The organism is Brevibacillus borstelensis (assembly GCF_003710865.1).
Taxonomy (GTDB): domain Bacteria; phylum Bacillota; class Bacilli; order Brevibacillales; family Brevibacillaceae; genus Brevibacillus; species Brevibacillus borstelensis.
Genome location: NZ_RHHO01000038.1, coordinates 81,337 through 97,814 on the forward strand (window position 1 = coordinate 81,337; position 16,478 = coordinate 97,814).

The following is a 16,478-nucleotide window of genomic DNA, read 5'->3' on the forward strand; positions in this document are numbered from 1 at the left end:
ACAATTAAAAATTAAGGGAAAAATCACTCTTCTATCGGTCGGAATCGTTTTGTTCTCTCTGCTGATCGGCGGCATTATTCTTCTTGGAAGCATTATCCGCATGACGGAAAGTGAGCTGGGACAGCGCTTGATGACGACGGCCCGGACCGTGGCCCAAATCCAGTCCATCCAGAAAAGCATACAGGAGCCGGACGGCTGGAAAACCATTAATCCCGCCGTCCGCCGTATCCGGATCGTCAATGACGTCACCTATATCGTCGTATTGAACATGGACCGCATCCGCTTCTCTGACCCTCTGGAATCGAGGATCGGCACGGTTTTTCAGGACAAGCATGCGGAAGCTGCCTTTGCCGAGCACAGCTACCTGCAGAAGGTCGGGGGAGAAATGGGAACGGCCTTGCGGGCATATGTCCCGCTGATGGATTCGCAGCATCAGCAGGTCGGCGTCGTGATCGTCGGACATGTATTGCCCGGCATTTGGGAGATCATTTACCAACAGCGGGAGAACATCGTCATCACATTTCTCCTCTCGTTGTTTTTCGGGATTTGGGGATCGTATCTGCTCGCCCGCCACATCAAAAAACAGATGCTCAATCTGGAGCCCGAGGAAATCTCCCGCATCCTCGTCGAGCGGACCGCCGCGTTTCACGCCATGCGGGAAGGCGTGGTTGCGATCGACATTCAGGAGCGCATCACGATCTGCAATGACAAAGCCAAGCAAATTTTTCATATCGAGGGAGATGTGCTGGGAAAGCCGATTCGCAAAGTGATCCGCGATACAGCCCTGCCGGAGGTACTGGAGAAAAGGCAGAACTTTTTTGATCACGAGCTTCACGTCGGCAACGCTCTCTTGTGGTCCAACCGGTTTATGATCAAAGTGGACGAAAAGGTAGTCGGAGCGATGGCGATCTTTCAGGATAGAACGGAAGTCGCCCGGATGGCGGAGGAGCTGACCGGGGTCAGGGAATTTGTCGAGGCCCTCCGTGTTCAAAATCACGAGCATATGAACAGGCTGCATACGATCGCGGGACTGCTGCAGCTGGGCCAGCAGGAGAAAGCGCTGGAGTACCTGTTTGACATGAATGTCCAGCAGGAGGAGCTGACCTCCTTTTTAAGCGCGCGCATTGCGGACGACAACGTAGCAGGTCTTTTGATGGGAAAAGTAAGCAGGGGCAAGGAGCTGGGGATACGTGTCGTCATCGACAGGCGGAGCCACCTGGAGAGCTTTCCGCCCTATTTGGATCATCATAATTTCGTCTTGATTCTGGGAAATCTGATCGAAAACGCCTTTGATGCCCTGGAGCAGTCCGACAGGGAACACAAAGAGGTGTTCATCAGCATTGCGCAAGACGAGGAATCGTGCTCGCTGCTGGTCGATGACAACGGAATCGGGATGGACCATGACGTGCAGCAGCACATGCTGGAGCGGGGCTTTTCCAGCAAGCAAACGGAACATCGCGGATTGGGGCTGTACCTGGTCGATCAAATCGTAAAAAAAGGACGGGGCGAGCTGAGCTGCCAATCCCAGCCCGGTGAAGGGACGAGCTTTTTGATCACGTTCCCGATGAAGGAGGTGTAGCATAGAATGGAGAATCAAACGGCCATTCGCGTAGTAGTCATCGAGGACGACCCGATGGTGCAGGAGGTAAACCGGCAATTTATCGAGCGCGTTTCACCGTTCAAGGTCGAGGGGGTTGCCTCCAACGGGGGCGAAGGGGTGCAACTGGTCCAGGAACTGAATCCAGACCTCGTCATTATGGATGTATTCATGCCCGTCCAGGACGGCGTACGGACTCTTCAGGAGCTGCGGGCGTCCAATCAGGCGGTGGATGTGATTGTCATTACAGCGGCCAAGGACAAGCCGACCATTCAGACGATGCTCAGGAGCGGCGTTGTGGATTACATAATCAAGCCTTTTACGTTTGAGCGGATCAAGCAGGCATTGGAAAGCTACCGCTTGTATCGCAAGCAGTTGGAGGCGGACGGTACGGTCTCGCAGGAGGAAGTCGATCAGCTGCTGTTCCGGACAAGTATCGAGGGACGGAGTACAGACGCCGTGTCTGGTGTGGAAGGCGTTTCTTCTGGCGAAGCCTTTAGGGAAAAAGACCTGCCCAAAGGGTTGCACATGGATACATTGGAGAGAATCGCCCGTCAGCTTAGGGCCAACAAGACGCCGCTGTCTGCCGAAGAGGTGGCCGAGCGGGTAGGCATTGCCCGGGTGACGGCGAGGCGCTATCTGGAATTCCTGGAGAAGTCCGGACGCGTCAAAAGAGATGTGTCTTACGGCGGAGTAGGCCGGCCGACGAACCGCTACGTTTTGGCAGAGGCCGGGCAGAAGGCCTGAGCGAAACGAAGGAGAGTGTCAAACACCAATGATCGATTACAAAGATGTGCTGGGCTCGCTGTTCGACATCGTCCATATTACGGACGCGGAAGGAAAAACCTTGTACTGCTCCGAACGCTACGGGGAGTTTTTCGGGATCGATCCAGCCGAGATGATCGGCAAGCCAATCGAAGACTTTTACCGGCAGGGGTATTTTACTCCGATGATCACGATGAGAGTGATTCGGGAGCGAAAAAAGGTTCATACGATTCAGACTACACAGCAAAAACGCAAGCTGTATGTGGTCGGGACGCCCATCTTCGACCGTCAGGGGTGCCTGCTTGGCGTCGTGAATACCTCCACAGACATTACCGATCAGGAAAAGCTGCAGCAGGAATTGGAGGAAAACAAATATCTGGGCACCCTGTACCATATGGAAATCGCCAAACAGAACAGGCTGGCCGGCGGCGAAAACGGCCTGGTGTACAGAAGTCCGAGCATGCGGCAGGTGGCCTCTATGGCGGACAAGCTGTCACAGGTAGACTCCTCGGTCATCCTGCTCGGCGAATCCGGAGTGGGAAAAGGCGTTTTGGCAAAGTATATACATGAGCGCAGTCCGAGAAAAGACAGGCCTTTTGTTCACATCAACTGCGGCGCGATACCCGAGAGCCTGCTGGAATCAGAGCTGTTCGGCTACGAGAAGGGGGCTTTTACAGGGGCTGACAAGGACGGCAAGGCAGGGTTGATTGAGAAAGCAGACGGGGGCACGCTCTTTTTGGACGAGATCGGGGAGCTGCCGTTCAATCTTCAGGTGAAGCTGTTGAATGTCCTGCAGGAAAAAACGATCACCCCGATAGGCGGCACCAGACCGAAAAAGGTTGACATCAAGCTGATCACAGCGACGAATAAAAACCTGAAGCAAATGGTGGATGAAGGGAAATTTCGCGAGGATCTGTATTACCGCATTCACGTCGTTCCGCTGGAATACCGCCGCTGCGGGAGAGAAGAGAGGAAATTCCCGTATTGGTTCACTACTTTCTCAACCTGTTCGCCGGCAAGTACGGTCTTCACCGCAAGCTCAGCGATCAGTGCCATCAGATCCTGGAGGAGTATGACTGGCCGGGGAATGTCCGCGAGCTTGAGAACGTGATGGAGCGGCTGGTCGTTACTTCTCACGATGTGCTGATCATGCCGGATCAAATTCCGCAATATATTTGTGAGGCAGCCAAAGGAGCGGGAAAAGGCATCAAGGTCGAGCGGATGCTTTCGATGCAGGAGGCGATCGAAGAAGTGGAAAAGCAGTTGCTGCAGCGTGCATACGACGTCCACAAGACGACCACCAAGGTGGCGAAAGCACTGGGGATCAGTCAGCCGAGCGCGAGCAGAAAACTGCGGAAGCACGCGATTCTTTCCTGAATCGATCCATGCAAATATGCATACCTGTCTGCTTTTCTTTTTTGCTTTATTGTGCCAAAGTCTATTCGATTGTGAATAATAGGGGAGTCGTTGGAAGCGCCGATGATCCTGGTACAGTTTTTGCAATATTTCAACACGAAAAAGCAGGAGGTATGTGATCTTGAGACGGCGAGCTTCGTTTCGACTCAGTTCCTTGCTTGTGCTGGCAGTATGTTTGGCCGGTTGCATGGGCAGCAGCAGCTCTGCACCGGCCGGGAGTCAGGCGCCGGGGGCGGCAGGCTCAGCTCAGCCATCGGTGCCCACCGGCGAATCGGCTTCTGCTGTGAATGAAACAATTTCTTCTGATAGTGAAATTGTTTTCGCCACCGGTGATTTGCAGGTACTCAGGATGAACATGGAGGAGCCGGCTACGCTCGACCCGACGTTTGCCGAGGACACTGTCTCCGGTGCTGTCATCCGCGCCATCTTTGACGGCCTGACAAGGCTGGATGAAGCGGGAAACCCGATCAATTCCATCGCGTCGGACATGAAGGTCTCGGATGATAAAACGACGTATACGTTTGCCTTGCGGGATGCGACGTGGAGCAACGGCGATCCGGTTACAGCCCATGACTTTGAGTTTGCCTGGAAGCACGCCCTGGACCCGAAGACAGGCTCGCAGGCAGCGTATCAGTTTTACAGCTTGAAAAACGCCCAGGCGTTTGCGGCAGGGAAGGCTGCGCGAGACGATGTGGGCGTGAAGGCGCTGGATGACAAAACCTTGCAGGTTGTGCTGGAGCACCCGATGCCCTTCTTTCCGACACTGGTCTCCTTTTTGATGCCGATCAATAAAAACGTGGCAGAATCAAACCCGGACTGGGCCAAGGACCCGAAAACACTGGTCGGGAACGGCCCGTTCAAGCTTGATACGTGGGAGCACAAGAACAAGCTGGTCCTCGTCAAGAATGACACCTATTGGGAGCGTGACGTCGTCAAGCTGGAGCGAATCGAATTCTCGATGATTTCCGATGCCAATACGGAGCTTGCCATGTTTGAGAACGGCGATTTGGACTGGGCAGGCGGGCCGATCAGCAGCTTGCCTGTGGATGCCGTGGAGCCGCTGCGTCGGGAGGGGAAGCTCGTCGCCAAACCGAAAGCGACGTCGTACTATATCCGCTTCAACGCCGAACGGCCGCCCTTTACCAATGCGAAGATACGCAAAGCGTTTGCCTATGCCATCAACCGAAAGGAAATCGCTGACAACATCGGGCAGGCAGGCCAGACGCCCTTGATGGGCATCACGCCGATCACCGCTTCGCTAAAGCCGGATGGTTTTTTCGCAGACAACCAGCCGGAGGAGGCGCGAAGACTGTTGGCCGAAGGGATGAAGGAGCTGGGCATCTCCAGGCTGCCAAGGATCAGCTACCTGTACAATACCAATGATCGCAACAGGGCGATTGCCGAAGCCCTGCAAGCTGTCTGGAAAAAGCAGCTGGGCGTGGATGTGAAGCTGGTGAACAAGGAAACGAAGGTATACCTCGACGACCAGGAGCAGGGCAATTTTGAGATTGCCCGCTCCAGTTGGACGGCTGACTACAATGATCCGGTCAATTTCCTGCAAAAATTTATCGAGAAGTACAGCTCCAGCAACATTACCCGCTGGCACAATCCGGTCTACACCGAGCTGATCAAAAAGTCGTATCGGGAGACAGCCGAGCAAAAACGAAGGCAAATCCTGCTGGAGGCCGAGGCGCTCCTGATGGAGGAGATGCCGCTGACCGGCATTTTCAGCGACGTCAATGCCTGGGTTCAGAGCGAAAAGGTAAAAGGGGTTCGCGTCGATTCGCTGAGCAAAATCGATTTCAAATGGGCCTATAAAGAATAGAATGCAAGACTCGCGCACGAGAAATTGTGGTATGGCCAAAAGCAGCAGTAGCAAAGCTTCGCATTGGAAGCGCGAAGCGGATGTCGTCTGCTGAAGCTGGCTCTATCCTCCCGGCGCGAGTCCATACTGAGAGGAGAAAACGGGATGAGAAAAGGAAAAGCACTGCAGGTCGGAGATACGATCGGGCTCACGGCACCGTCCAGTCCTGCCACCCCGGAGGTTTTGGCCAAGGCGCAGTCCGATCTGGAGGCGTTGGGGTTTCAGGTGAAAGTGGGCGAGAGCTGCCGTCAAACATACGGAGGCTATCTCGCAGGGCACCCACAGCTTCGCGCAGAGGAGATCAACTGCATGTTCGCCGATCCGGAGGTAGATGCGATCATGTGCCTGCGGGGCGGATACGGTACGCCGCAGCTTTTGCCCCTGCTTGACTACGATTGTATCGCTGCCAACCCCAAGCTGTTTATCGGCTACAGCGACATCACGGCCCTGCACACCGTGTTTATGCAGGAAGCGGGTCTTGCCACTCTGCACGGCCCGATGGCCTCTGCGGGAATTGCCAGCGAGCTGGACCCGTGGTCGCGCGATTATTTGCTCCGGGCGATGACCTGTCCCGATCCGCTAGGCGAGATCATCAATCCCGAGGGAGAGGAGATCAGTTGTCTGGTCGGCGGCGCGGCTTGCGGTCCGATCGTGGGCGGCAATCTTTCGCTGGTCGCAGCTTTGGCCGGTACGCCTTATCAATTGGACACGAGGGGCAAGCTGCTGTTTCTGGAGGACGTGGACGAAGAGCCGTACCGTATCGACAGAATGCTGATGCAATTGGCGCTTGCCGGAACCTTCGAGGATTGCGCCGGAATCATTATCGGTACGTGGGAAAACTGCGTTCCGAAAAAACGGGATGGCTTTTCCGTTCTCGATGTCTTCAAAAATATCGTCGTGCCTTATCGGAAGCCGACGATCTGGAATTTACAGGCCGGGCACGGCGCTTGCAATATCGCTTTGCCATTCGGCGTGCAGGCGCGATTGGATGCGGATGCGTGCAAACTGGTGATCGAAGAGGCTGTGACGAGATGACACTTGATCACCCATTCTGGAAGGTATAATCATTTGCTCGGGGCGAAAGACTACTAGTTGTCTGTAGATGTTTTCCTGAAGTGTAGACACTATCCACTACCCCGAAAGGATGAATGACAAATGAGCAACACCCTGCACGGCATTTTAAACAAGCAGATCGCCAACTGGTCCGTTCTGTACATAAAGCTGCACCATTATCACTGGTTCGTGAACGGGCCGCACTTCTTTACGCTCCACGCCAAATTTGAAGAGCTGTACAACGAAGCAGCCGGCTATGTGGACGAGCTGGCGGAGCGCCTCCTGGCAATCGGCGGAAAGCCCGTCTCGACGATGAAAGCCTGTCTGGAGGCGGCCAGCCTCGAGGAGGGCAAAGGGGGCGAGTCCGCCGAGCAAATGGTGCAAGCTGTAGTCGCCGACTTCCAAACAGTCATCCGCGAGCTGGAGGAAGGCATGTCTGTGGCAGAAAAGGAAAATGACGAAGCCACCTCGGATATGCTTCTGGAAATAAGTTCCAGCCTGCAAAAGCATGTATGGATGCTCCAGGCGTTTCTCGGCAAATAGGAAACAAATGCAGGTATTCAAAACACGAACCGTATAACGCCAACAATACGATTGACCTAGCAGCCCGTCAGCCTACAAACGGCGGCGGGTTTTTCCCTTTCTCAGCAAGTCTTGCCAATCATGCTTTCACGCAATTCGGCAATCTTTACTGGGAACCATTGACCCTCAAGAAAAAAGCGAAATAAGCGAATGAAACCAACTGCTGTAGAGATGAAAACGGGAGAAAATGCAAAGGTCTTTGGGACACATCCCAGGCACCAGGCCAAATACGGAACACTCCTTCAGCGTCCAACCTGATTTGCCTCCTGACTCATCCGCTTTTGGACGCGGTTCCGCTTTTGGCCTGGTGCCGGACAGTACTGCCTCCAAGCAGTGTCCTACCGAACCTGAGTATTTTCTCCCGTTTTCATCTCTTCCACAAAAGCCTGTCCAACCGCCATTTTCTCCCAAGCAACATAGTTCCGCCAATCCGAACCGGCAAGCCAAAGTGCAAACGGATTGTTCCCAAGAGAAGACACAGGTGTTACACTATGGAAGGAATAAACGAGGAATAAACGGCAAGACAGCATACCGAACGAAGAAAGGATGTACAACTCCGATGGCATCGCCTTATGTTACGTTCAGTCGCGAGCAGTGGAGAGGACTGCGGGCATCCACGCCGCTGACCATTTCCGATGAAGAACTGGCCTGTTTGCAGGGGTTGAATGAAAAACTGTCCCTGACGGAAGTGGCAGACATCTATCTACCGCTTTCCCGGCTGCTAAATCTGCATGTAGGAGCCACACAGGAGCTGTATCAGGCCACACATACATTTCTGGGGAATCTGGAAAAGAAAGTGCCGTTTATCATCGGCATCGCCGGCAGTGTTGCAGTAGGCAAGAGTACAACAGCCCGAATTTTGCAAACGCTTTTATCCCGTTGGCCCAATCACCCCAAGGTGGATTTGGTGACGACCGACGGTTTTCTCTATCCGAACCGCATTTTGGAAGAGCGCGGATTGATGAAGCGCAAGGGATTTCCCGAAAGCTACAACACCCGTCGTCTCGTTTCTTTTTTGTCTGACGTCAAATCGGGAGTTTCCGAAGTGGCTGCTCCTGTTTACTCCCATCTGGTCTATGACATCGTGCCGGACGAATGGCAGATCGTGCGGGAGCCGGATATTTTGATCGTCGAAGGACTGAACGTTTTGCAAACCCCGCTCGATGAAAATCAGCGGAGGCTGACGGAGGTATTCGTCTCCGATTTCTTTGACTTTTCCATTTACGTGGATGCGCAGGAGGACTTGATCAAGAAGTGGTACATTGACCGCTTCAAGCTGCTTCGCCAGACGGCTTTCTCCGACCCCGCATCGTATTTTAAACGCTACGCCAGCTTGTCCGATACGGAAGCTACCCAGGTTGCGACCAGCATTTGGAATGAGATCAACGGTATCAACCTACGGAAAAATATTTTGCCGACTCGCGGACGTGCCCGCCTCATCCTGGAAAAGGGAGAGGATCATATGATACAAAAAGTGAAGTTGAGAAGGCTGTAATCTCCCGGTAGGAGTGGTTGCGAATGCAAATCGTGAGCGCCTGTTTGATCGGCTGTAAATGCCGCTATGATCAAGGGGCATGCCTGGATGAAACGATTGAAAATCTGTTGAAGGAAGGCAAAGCGATTCCTGTTTGCCCGGAGCAGATGGGCGGTTTGCCTACGCCCCGTCCGCCGGCCGAGATCATCGGGGGAGACGGGTTTGACGTCTGGGAGGGCCGCGCCAAGGTTGTCGATAATACGGGCCGAGATGTCACGGAGGAATTCAAGTCTGGAGCTCTGCAGGCGCTGCAGCTCGCCCGGACGGCAGGAGCAGTGTCGGCAATCCTGAAGGAAAACAGTCCATCCTGCGGCAGTTCAAACGTGTACGATGGTACGTTTACCGGACGGAAAAAAGCAGGCGTAGGGGTAACAGCAGCACTGCTTATAAAAAACGGGATTGACGTTCGCTCTGAAATGAGCCGTTCCGAATAAAGAACCGGATGCCTTTTGGGCATAGACAAAGATGACCTGTTGATTGCTTATGTCAATCGACAGGTCATCTTTGCGTTTGGGATCTTTCCTACAGTTGCTCAAGCAGCCTCCTGAGCTTCTTTTCCTGCTCCCGCCGCTTTTTCCTCATCGCGCGATCCTCTTCCTGCAGCGCTCGCAGCAAAGAGAAACACATCAGGGTCAAAATAACCGCAAAGGGCAGCGCAGCGACGATAGATGCAGTCTGCAGTCCTTCCAGCCCGCCGCTTAGAAGAAGGACGACAGCGGTAGAGGATTGGAGAATACCCCAGGTTATTTTTACCGGATTGGGCGGATCCAGCTTGCCGCCCGAGGAGAGCATCCCCAGGACGAATGTGGCGGAATCGGCCGAGGTAATGAAGAAAATGATAATCAAAAGGGTGGCGACCACCGACAGGATCATCCCCATCGGGAGCTGTTCCAGCGTAATGAAAAGAGCGCTGGAGACGTCCTGCTTTACCGCGTCGCCGATGGGGGCGTGCTCGTAGATCTCCAGATGGAGAGCGGTTCCTCCGAAGACAGAAAACCAAATAAAACTGAGCACAGTCGGCACCAGAAGGACGCCGATAATAAACTCCTTGATCGTTCGGCCTTTGGATACCCGGGCAATAAATGTGCCGACAAAAGGCGCCCAGGCAATCCACCAGGCCCAGTAGAACAGCGTCCAGTTGGCGATCCAGTTGCTTTCGGTAAAAGGCATAAGCCGCATGCTCATGGAGACGAGATTTTGCAAATAGCTTCCCAATGTGTTGGTAAAGTTGTCGAAGAGAAAGGCGGTCGGGCCAAAAATCAAAGTGAGCAGCAAAAGGGCCAAGGCCAATACCAGATTGGTATTGCTCAAGATTTTGATCCCTCTGTCCAGACCGGAGGTAGCAGACCACAGGTACAGGACGGTAATGACGGCGATAATCGTTATCTGGACCGTGATATTGCTCGGAATCTGGAAAAGATGGCTCAATCCGCCGTTGATTTGCAGCGTTCCCAATCCGAGGGAGGTTGCGACTCCAAAAGCGGTTGCGATCACGGCGAGAATATCGATCAGCTTGCCGATGGGACCGTTTACCCTGTCACCCAGAAGGGGGTAAAACGTCGAGGAGATCAAGCCTTTTGCGCCTTTGCGATACTGGAAGTAGGCCAGGGAAAGGGCGATGACGGCATAAATCCCCCAGGGATGAAGCCCCCAGTGAAAAAAAGCGTACCGCATGGCTGTACGGGCCGCCTCGGATGTTTCGGCTTCAACGCCGACGGGCGGGGAAAAATAGTGGGACACAGGCTCGGCGACGCCCCAAAAGACAAGCCCGATTCCCATACCAGCGCTAAACAGCATGGAAAACCAGGTAACCGCCGAATACTCCGGCTCGTCATCATCGTCCCCGAGCCGAATCTGGCCGTATTTGCTGAAGGCCAGGAAAATGCAAAAGACGAGGAAAAAGAAGGTAACCAGAAGATAAAACCAGCCAAAATTGGAAGTCGTAGCATGCAGGACATTGGTCGCTGTTTCTGTAAGCTGAGACGGTGAAAAAAAGCCCCAGAGAACAAACAGCAGCACCACCGCCAATGAGATGGCAAAGGTCATGGGAGCCCTCCTTTGTCGGACTTTGCGAGATGAAATGCAATGTCAGGAAGCCGAAATCGAAAATGGAAGATATCAGTGGTATAGAATCCCACGAACCGGGCTTGTTTATCCTCTGTGGCTAAAAAGAACCATCTCGTTTTCACATGCGGGCCGATTATTGCTCCGGAATCGGAGCAAACATCTCGATGAAATGGCGTGCTGCCTTGGAGAGATGGCGTTCCGTCTGCCAGACGATGGCGGACGACGAGGTGATCGAGGTGCCAGTGATCTCCAGACGGCTGATATTGGCGTTTCCCTGCGTCTCCCAAGCAGAGCGGGGGACGATCGCAGCGGCAACCCCGGCCCCGACCATACTGACGATCAGCGAGAGGTCAGGACATTCACAGATCACATGCGGAGTCACGCCCAGGCGGCCAAATTCCTTGACCAAAAGCTCATAGATGCCGAGTCCGGGCGTACTGGGCATGATCAAAGGGTGGTCAGCGATTTCCCGCATATGGATACTATCTTTTTGGGAGAGCGGAGAAGAAACGGGAACGATCAGGACAAACGTTTCCTCCAAAAGCGGGATTGTCGTACAATGCGCCAGCGAATGGGGGAGCCTGACGATGGCGACTTCGACCGTTCGCTGCTCCAGCCATTGGCTGAGAAGCTGTGTGTCTCCTTTCCACACCTTGTAGGTGATCAACGGATAGCGCTCCCGAAACTGGCGGATTTGCTCGGGCAAGCGGTAGGAGGAAAGGGCGCTCACGCCGACAGACAGAGTCCCGCGAACGCCTTCGCCCGTTTCCTTCACCTCGGATATGGCTTCCTCCATCTGGTGGACAAGATTTAATGCCTGCTTGTACAAGGTGACGCCCGCTTGTGTCAGCGCGATTTTTTTTCCAGAGCGCTCGATTAGCTCGACACCCAGCTCCTCTTCCATCTGCTTTAATTGCTGGCTGAGCGGTGGTTGGGCCATACGCAAGCGTCTGGCTGCTCCGGTGATTTGGCCTTCTTCTGCGATCGCGATAAAATAGCGCAATTGACGAATATCCATGAGTCTGCCTGCCTTTCATATGTAAAACGTATGATACGGAGATAAAACAAATATTTTTTATATCGATAGAGCTATGTTAGCATATGTTTCGGAAACTTACATGAGCAACAACAGAGAGAAAGAAGGGACATATGTGCGCAGTTTGTTGGAGAGGATATTTCATCTGCAAGCGAGTCAAACCACTGTAAAAAAAGAAATAATGGCCGGTTTTATCGCCTTTGTCACGATCGTGTATATCGTCGCAGTCAATTCCTCCGTTTTGGAGGATGCCGGCATCCCGCTCGAAGCCGGCATTCTGGCGACTGTGCTGACCGCCTTTATCGGATCGATCCTGATGGCTTTTTGGGCCAATGCCCCGATGATTTTGGTCCCTGGGATGGGGATCAACGCCTTGTTTACGTACACGCTGTGCAATACGATGGGCTTGCCATGGCAGGAAGCGCTGGCCGCTGTTTTTCTGTCGGGGGTCATCTTTGCCGCCATTGCCTTTACGGGAGCGGCAACCGTGCTGTCCAACGCCATTCCCGATTCGCTCAAGGAAGCGATTACGGTTGGAATCGGATTGTTTCTCACCTTTATCGGGCTGCAAAAAGGCGGCCTGGTCGTGACCAATCCCTCCACCTTTGTAGCGCTCGGTGACCTTTCCCATCCACAGGTATGGGTTACGCTTGCGACTCTGCTATTGACGCTTGTCTTGTTTGTCCGAAACGTCCCCGGAAACTTTTTGATCGGGATCGCCGCAGGTACAGGAATCGGCTGGCTTGCCGGATTGGTTCATCCGGGACAAGGCATGTCCGGGATTTCCTTTGATTCCTACGGTGAGGTGTTTGCCGCATTTTCGTTCTCGCACATCGCAACGCTTCCGTTCTGGGTGGCGACGTTCTCCTTGGCGATGGTGATCGTGTTTGAAAACATCGGCCTGGTTCACGGACATACGCAAATGGCAGGACAGCCCGAGAAGTTTCGCCGCAGTCTGCAGGCAAACGCAATTTCGTCCGCCTTGTCCGGCATCCTGGGCACCAGTCCGACGGTTTCGACCGTGGAGTCTGCTGCGGGAATCGCAGCGGGAGCTCGTACTGGACTAGCTTCTCTCGTCACGGGAGTGCTTTTCTTGCTGTCGCTGCTGTTCTTGCCGGCCATCAAGCTGATTCCGGACAGCGCGATCGCTCCGGTATTGATCATCATCGGGGCGTTGATGCTGCAAAACGTGCAGAACATCAATCTCCGCGATTTTTCCGAGGGATTTCCCGCTTTCCTCATCATTGCCCTGATTCCCCTGTCTTACAGCATCGTTGACGGGATTGCCTTCGGATTCGTCGCTTATCCGCTGCTGAAGGTAGCATTGGGGAAAAGCAAGGAAGTGCCCGCGCTTTTGTACGTCGTTGCAGGGTTGTTTTTGCTCAATATGGTACTGCCGATGCTGACTTGATAGGCTGCTGCACGGCTGCTGTTAAAAACGTCTCGGACTTCCTGTGGAAAGCGAGACGTTTTTGCTTTCTTTGTAATTCTAAATATTTACATTATTTACAAAAACGATTATGGTAGAGAGAAGGGATTGAAATAAAAACAGGGATGTGGCAGAGCTATGAGAAAATCCTTAACTACAGGCTGCGCTATAGCGCTTTTGATTGTTCTCGCCGGACTTCTAAAAAACGATTACCAATGGATTATGACCTGGACGTTCTATTCGGCTGCCATTCTGTTTACACTAGGTGCGCTAGTCAGCTTCTCTTCGCTTCAGTCAACCGCCGAGCCACCGGCCTATTTTCAACAGCCCCAGCAAGAGCACAAGGACAACAAGAGCAGGATCAGGTGGACATCTTTCTTCTTTCTTGCGGCATTGCCAAATTTGTTTGTATATGGCGCATTTTATTTCTTTTCAACGTAAAGGATAGGCCCCGGGCGAGAAGTGTAAGCTGCCCGGGTTATTTGTTGACAATGATAATCTTTATCAACTAAAATGAAGACACACCATATTTTTTCAATTGTGCGAAGAGGAGTGTGCTTCATGTTTATAGAAACGAAAACGATTACGGTCAAGGAAGGGACCTCCGATCTGGTCGTGAACCGGTTCAGCCAGGCGGGAGAGATTGAGAAGTCCGAAGGCTTCATCGATTTGAGCGTTCTGGTTAAAAAGGTGCGCAGAGGAGACGAGGAAGTAATCGTCATGATCCGCTGGGAATCGGAAGAAGCGTGGAAAAAGTGGGAAACGAGCGAAGCTCATCTGGAAGGCCACAGACAGAGCAGAGGCAAGCCCAAGCCGGAGCATGTGATCAGCGTCGCACACGGCGTCTACGATGTAAAAGCGGTCAAGAAAGCGTAAAACAGCGCGGGAGCCCGTTCAGGGAACACCCGCGTTTTTCTATGTCCTTTTCCTCCTCAAGCTTTGCCAAAACGATCCCAAAAGCCCCTCCATAAGCTGCAAGCTCCCAGAAGCCAAACATATCATGAAATGCTGCTGGGAAGAATAGGGTGTGCATCATAGAGCGATCGCAAAGGAGGGTCAACACCAGTGGACAGCATGTCAGTACGTATCGGAAGAGACTCCCTGGGAGAGGTGAGAATCCCTGCAGATGCCCTGTACGGCCCGCAGACACAGCGTGCAGTCGAAAATTTTCCTGTCAGCGGACTCAGGCTGCCGCGGGCTTTTATCCGTGCGCAGGGACTGATCAAGGCTTCCGCGGCTCATGCCAATATGACCTGCGGCCAGCTAGATGAACGGAAGGCCAGGGCCATCATCCAGGCGGCAGAGGAAGTGATCGAGGGAAAGTGGGACGGCCAGTTCGTCGTCGACGCTTTTCAGGCGGGGGCGGGAACCTCGCAAAACATGAACGCCAACGAAGTGATTGCCAACCGCGCGACCCAGCTTTTGGGCGGACAAATCGATCAGATGCTTGTGCACCCGAACGATGACGTCAATATGGCCCAATCTACCAATGACACGATACATGTCGCGATCAACATCGCCGGTGCAGAGCTGGTCCAGCACGAGCTCTTGCCTGCGTTGGACCGTACGGTAAAAGTGCTGTGGGCAAAGTCCGAGCAGTTTATGGGGATCATCAAGGCCGGGCGCACACATTTGCAGGATGCCGTCCCGATTCGCATGGGACAGGAATTTTCCGGCTACGCGCAAAGCTTTGCAAATGCACGTGAACGCATCCGGCAGACGGCTGAGCGGCTGTATGAGATCGGACTCGGCGGAAACGCTGTCGGCACCGGGATCAATGCCCACCCGCAGTATGCCGAGCTCGCCATCGAGGAAATTGCCAGACGAACCGGCCTGCCTTTTGCCCAGCCGCGCAACCGCTTTGCCTTTATGCAAAATACGGCTGCCGCTCTGGAGGTTCATTCTGCGTTAAAGGAGCTGGCCGTGCACGTCATCAAGGTGACCAGCGACCTGCGTCTGCTGAGCTCCGGTCCCCGCACCGGCCTGGCTGAGGTTCAATTGCCCGCGGTGCAGCCCGGCTCGTCGATCATGCCGGGCAAAGTCAACCCGGTGATGCTGGAGATGTCGTACATGGTGGCGGCACAAGTCATCGGCAATGACGCCACGATGACGGTGGCGGGATGCGGAAGCCAGCTGGAGATCAACGTCATGATGCCGGTGATCGGCTACAACCTGCTGCAATCCATCACGATCCTGAGCAATATGCTGGATGTGCTGCGGGAAAAATGTCTGGAAGGGCTGGAAGCAAACGAAGTCCAATGCGCCAAGTGGATGGAAGCGAGTCTTTCTCTGGTGACGGCGCTCAACCCGCTGATCGGTTACGACAAGGCAGCTGCTCTGGCCAAGCAAGCTTTTTCGGAAAACAAGACACTTGTGCAGGTCATCCGGGAAGCAGGGCTCTGGTCGCCGGACATTGAGGAGGCGCTGCGGCCGGAAAAAATGGTTTGATATTTTTTTTTCGTTTTCAAACATGCTCCATCAGCCTAGCGGGCGAATATCCTGACAGGGAAAAAGCGAAGGAGTCAGGATATATGAACGGATATTGGTGGGGACCGTATGGCTATGCCACTTATGCGCCGATTTGGCCTGTGGCGATGGACCGCCATGATGATCGGGCAGCTGTTGTGTTGCGGATGATTCAGGAAGGCATCTCAGGTGAGCGCAGCGACGAGCTTTTTTACGACTACCTGATCACTGTTGCGCCGACCCAGCAGGAGAAGGACGTCATCACCGGCATTCGCGATGACGAGCGGAAGCATCGGAGGCTTTTCCGGCAGCTGTATACCCAATTGGCAGGGCAGCGTCCCGGGATGAGCGAAGAGGGAGAGACGTTTCAGAGACCTGCCAGCTATCTGGAGGGAATTGAACAAGCGTTGCTGGGCGAATTAAAGGCTTTTGAAAAATATCGCACCATCTACCGGTATATACCGCAGCAGTACCGGGACACGATTTTTGAAATCATGACGGATGAGTTAAAACATGCCAGCTACTACAACTGGCTGTATGCCAAAAACAAGTGATGGCGTGTCTGAGGCGGCCAGCCGAGGAGGAGCCTTCGCAACAGGGGAGCACATACGGTTTGACCACGGCCATGCAACGACGAAACGGGCTGGTGGGAGAGCCGCAACGGAAGAA

16 protein-coding genes are annotated in these 16,478 nt (G+C 53.7%); 14 read left to right on the forward strand and 2 right to left on the reverse strand.

Features of this window, described 5'->3' with window-relative positions:
* Positions 1-100: 100 nt before the first annotated feature.
* The 9 genes from EDM54_RS18885 (at position 101) to EDM54_RS18920 (ending at position 9,245) form a co-directional block, all read left to right on the forward strand.
* On the forward strand, positions 101-1,579 hold the full coding sequence (locus EDM54_RS18885; protein WP_003388083.1) for an ATP-binding protein: 1,479 nt from the start codon (positions 101-103) through the stop codon (positions 1,577-1,579).
* A gap of 6 nt (positions 1,580-1,585) precedes the next feature.
* Complete coding sequence (locus EDM54_RS18890) at positions 1,586-2,344, forward strand: response regulator (protein ID WP_024983129.1); 759 nt, start codon at positions 1,586-1,588, stop codon at positions 2,342-2,344.
* 28 nt (positions 2,345-2,372) lie between these two features.
* Positions 2,373-3,473, forward strand: coding sequence for a sigma-54 interaction domain-containing protein (locus EDM54_RS18895; protein ID WP_255320277.1), 1,101 nt, complete (start codon positions 2,373-2,375; stop codon positions 3,471-3,473).
* Positions 3,368-3,739: an AAA-type ATPase lid domain-containing protein gene (locus tag EDM54_RS27060; RefSeq protein WP_443092634.1), complete on the forward strand. Its 372-nt coding sequence runs from the start codon at positions 3,368-3,370 to the stop codon at positions 3,737-3,739. The genes EDM54_RS18895 and EDM54_RS27060 overlap by 106 nt, the downstream gene beginning before the upstream one ends.
* Before the next feature lie 160 nt (positions 3,740-3,899).
* A complete protein-coding gene (locus EDM54_RS18900) occupies positions 3,900-5,603 on the forward strand; it encodes a peptide ABC transporter substrate-binding protein (protein WP_122958630.1) in 1,704 nt (567 codons plus the stop codon).
* A gap of 144 nt (positions 5,604-5,747) precedes the next feature.
* Positions 5,748-6,677 (forward strand): S66 peptidase family protein, encoded by a 930-nt coding sequence (locus EDM54_RS18905; protein ID WP_039071199.1) that lies wholly within the window; start codon positions 5,748-5,750, stop codon positions 6,675-6,677.
* Positions 6,678-6,797: 120 nt separating this feature from the next.
* Entirely contained in the window at positions 6,798-7,238 is a 441-nt protein-coding gene (locus EDM54_RS18910; RefSeq protein WP_024983133.1) for a Dps family protein, read from the forward strand.
* Positions 7,239-7,836: 598 nt separating this feature from the next.
* Complete coding sequence (gene coaA / locus EDM54_RS18915; protein ID WP_003388075.1) at positions 7,837-8,772, forward strand: type I pantothenate kinase; 936 nt, start codon at positions 7,837-7,839, stop codon at positions 8,770-8,772.
* A gap of 23 nt (positions 8,773-8,795) precedes the next feature.
* On the forward strand, positions 8,796-9,245 hold the full coding sequence (locus EDM54_RS18920; RefSeq protein WP_039071197.1) for a 2-thiouracil desulfurase family protein: 450 nt from the start codon (positions 8,796-8,798) through the stop codon (positions 9,243-9,245).
* An 88-nt stretch (positions 9,246-9,333) separates the two neighbouring features.
* On the opposite strand, the gene EDM54_RS18925 is transcribed toward EDM54_RS18920, so the two are convergent.
* Together EDM54_RS18925 and EDM54_RS18930 are read right to left on the reverse strand one after the other, a co-directional pair.
* Positions 9,334-10,857 (reverse strand): glycine betaine uptake BCCT transporter, encoded by a 1,524-nt coding sequence (locus EDM54_RS18925; protein WP_024983135.1) that lies wholly within the window; start codon positions 10,855-10,857, stop codon positions 9,334-9,336.
* Between the two features lie 154 nt (positions 10,858-11,011).
* The gene (locus tag EDM54_RS18930) at positions 11,012-11,896 is read right to left on the reverse strand and encodes a LysR family transcriptional regulator (protein ID WP_003388071.1); all 885 of its coding nucleotides are present in this window, start codon (positions 11,894-11,896) and stop codon (positions 11,012-11,014) included.
* Between the two features lie 133 nt (positions 11,897-12,029).
* Between EDM54_RS18930 and EDM54_RS18935 the strand changes: the two genes are divergently transcribed.
* The 5 genes from EDM54_RS18935 to EDM54_RS18955 all read left to right on the forward strand — a co-directional run bounded on the left by EDM54_RS18935 (position 12,030) and on the right by EDM54_RS18955 (position 16,363).
* A complete protein-coding gene (locus tag EDM54_RS18935) occupies positions 12,030-13,325 on the forward strand; it encodes an NCS2 family permease (RefSeq protein ID WP_024983136.1) in 1,296 nt (431 codons plus the stop codon).
* Positions 13,326-13,481: 156 nt separating this feature from the next.
* Complete coding sequence (locus EDM54_RS18940; RefSeq protein WP_003388068.1) at positions 13,482-13,784, forward strand: hypothetical protein; 303 nt, start codon at positions 13,482-13,484, stop codon at positions 13,782-13,784.
* Positions 13,785-13,904: 120 nt separating this feature from the next.
* On the forward strand, positions 13,905-14,219 hold the full coding sequence (locus EDM54_RS18945) for an antibiotic biosynthesis monooxygenase family protein (protein ID WP_024983137.1): 315 nt from the start codon (positions 13,905-13,907) through the stop codon (positions 14,217-14,219).
* 198 nt (positions 14,220-14,417) lie between these two features.
* Positions 14,418-15,791 carry a class II fumarate hydratase gene (locus EDM54_RS18950; protein ID WP_024983138.1) on the forward strand — a complete coding sequence of 458 codons (1,374 nt, stop codon included), beginning with the start codon at positions 14,418-14,420 and terminating at the stop codon, positions 15,789-15,791.
* Positions 15,792-15,874: 83 nt separating this feature from the next.
* Positions 15,875-16,363, forward strand: coding sequence for a ferritin-like domain-containing protein (locus EDM54_RS18955; protein WP_024983139.1), 489 nt, complete (start codon positions 15,875-15,877; stop codon positions 16,361-16,363).
* Positions 16,364-16,478: the final 115 nt, after the last annotated feature.

Bases quoted from the DNA above. Each gene is read 5' to 3' on its own strand.
- EDM54_RS18890 (WP_024983129.1), top strand. From the start codon at position 1,586: ATGGAGAATCAAACGGCCATTCGCGTAGTAGTCATCGAGGACGACCCG.
- EDM54_RS18920 (WP_039071197.1), top strand. From the start codon at position 8,796: ATGCAAATCGTGAGCGCCTGTTTGATCGGCTGTAAATGCCGCTATGAT.
- EDM54_RS18940 (WP_003388068.1), top strand. From the start codon at position 13,482: ATGAGAAAATCCTTAACTACAGGCTGCGCTATAGCGCTTTTGATTGTT.
- EDM54_RS18950 (WP_024983138.1), top strand. From the start codon at position 14,418: ATGTCAGTACGTATCGGAAGAGACTCCCTGGGAGAGGTGAGAATCCCT.
- coaA (WP_003388075.1), top strand. From the start codon at position 7,837: ATGGCATCGCCTTATGTTACGTTCAGTCGCGAGCAGTGGAGAGGACTG.
- EDM54_RS18930 (WP_003388071.1), bottom strand. From the start codon at position 11,896: ATGGATATTCGTCAATTGCGCTATTTTATCGCGATCGCAGAAGAAGGC.
- EDM54_RS18895 (WP_255320277.1), top strand. From the start codon at position 2,373: ATGATCGATTACAAAGATGTGCTGGGCTCGCTGTTCGACATCGTCCAT.
- EDM54_RS18945 (WP_024983137.1), top strand. From the start codon at position 13,905: ATGTTTATAGAAACGAAAACGATTACGGTCAAGGAAGGGACCTCCGAT.
- EDM54_RS18905 (WP_039071199.1), top strand. From the start codon at position 5,748: ATGAGAAAAGGAAAAGCACTGCAGGTCGGAGATACGATCGGGCTCACG.
- EDM54_RS18885 (WP_003388083.1), top strand. From the start codon at position 101: ATGACGGAAAGTGAGCTGGGACAGCGCTTGATGACGACGGCCCGGACC.
- EDM54_RS18910 (WP_024983133.1), top strand. From the start codon at position 6,798: ATGAGCAACACCCTGCACGGCATTTTAAACAAGCAGATCGCCAACTGG.
- EDM54_RS18955 (WP_024983139.1), top strand. From the start codon at position 15,875: ATGAACGGATATTGGTGGGGACCGTATGGCTATGCCACTTATGCGCCG.
- EDM54_RS18925 (WP_024983135.1), bottom strand. From the start codon at position 10,857: ATGACCTTTGCCATCTCATTGGCGGTGGTGCTGCTGTTTGTTCTCTGG.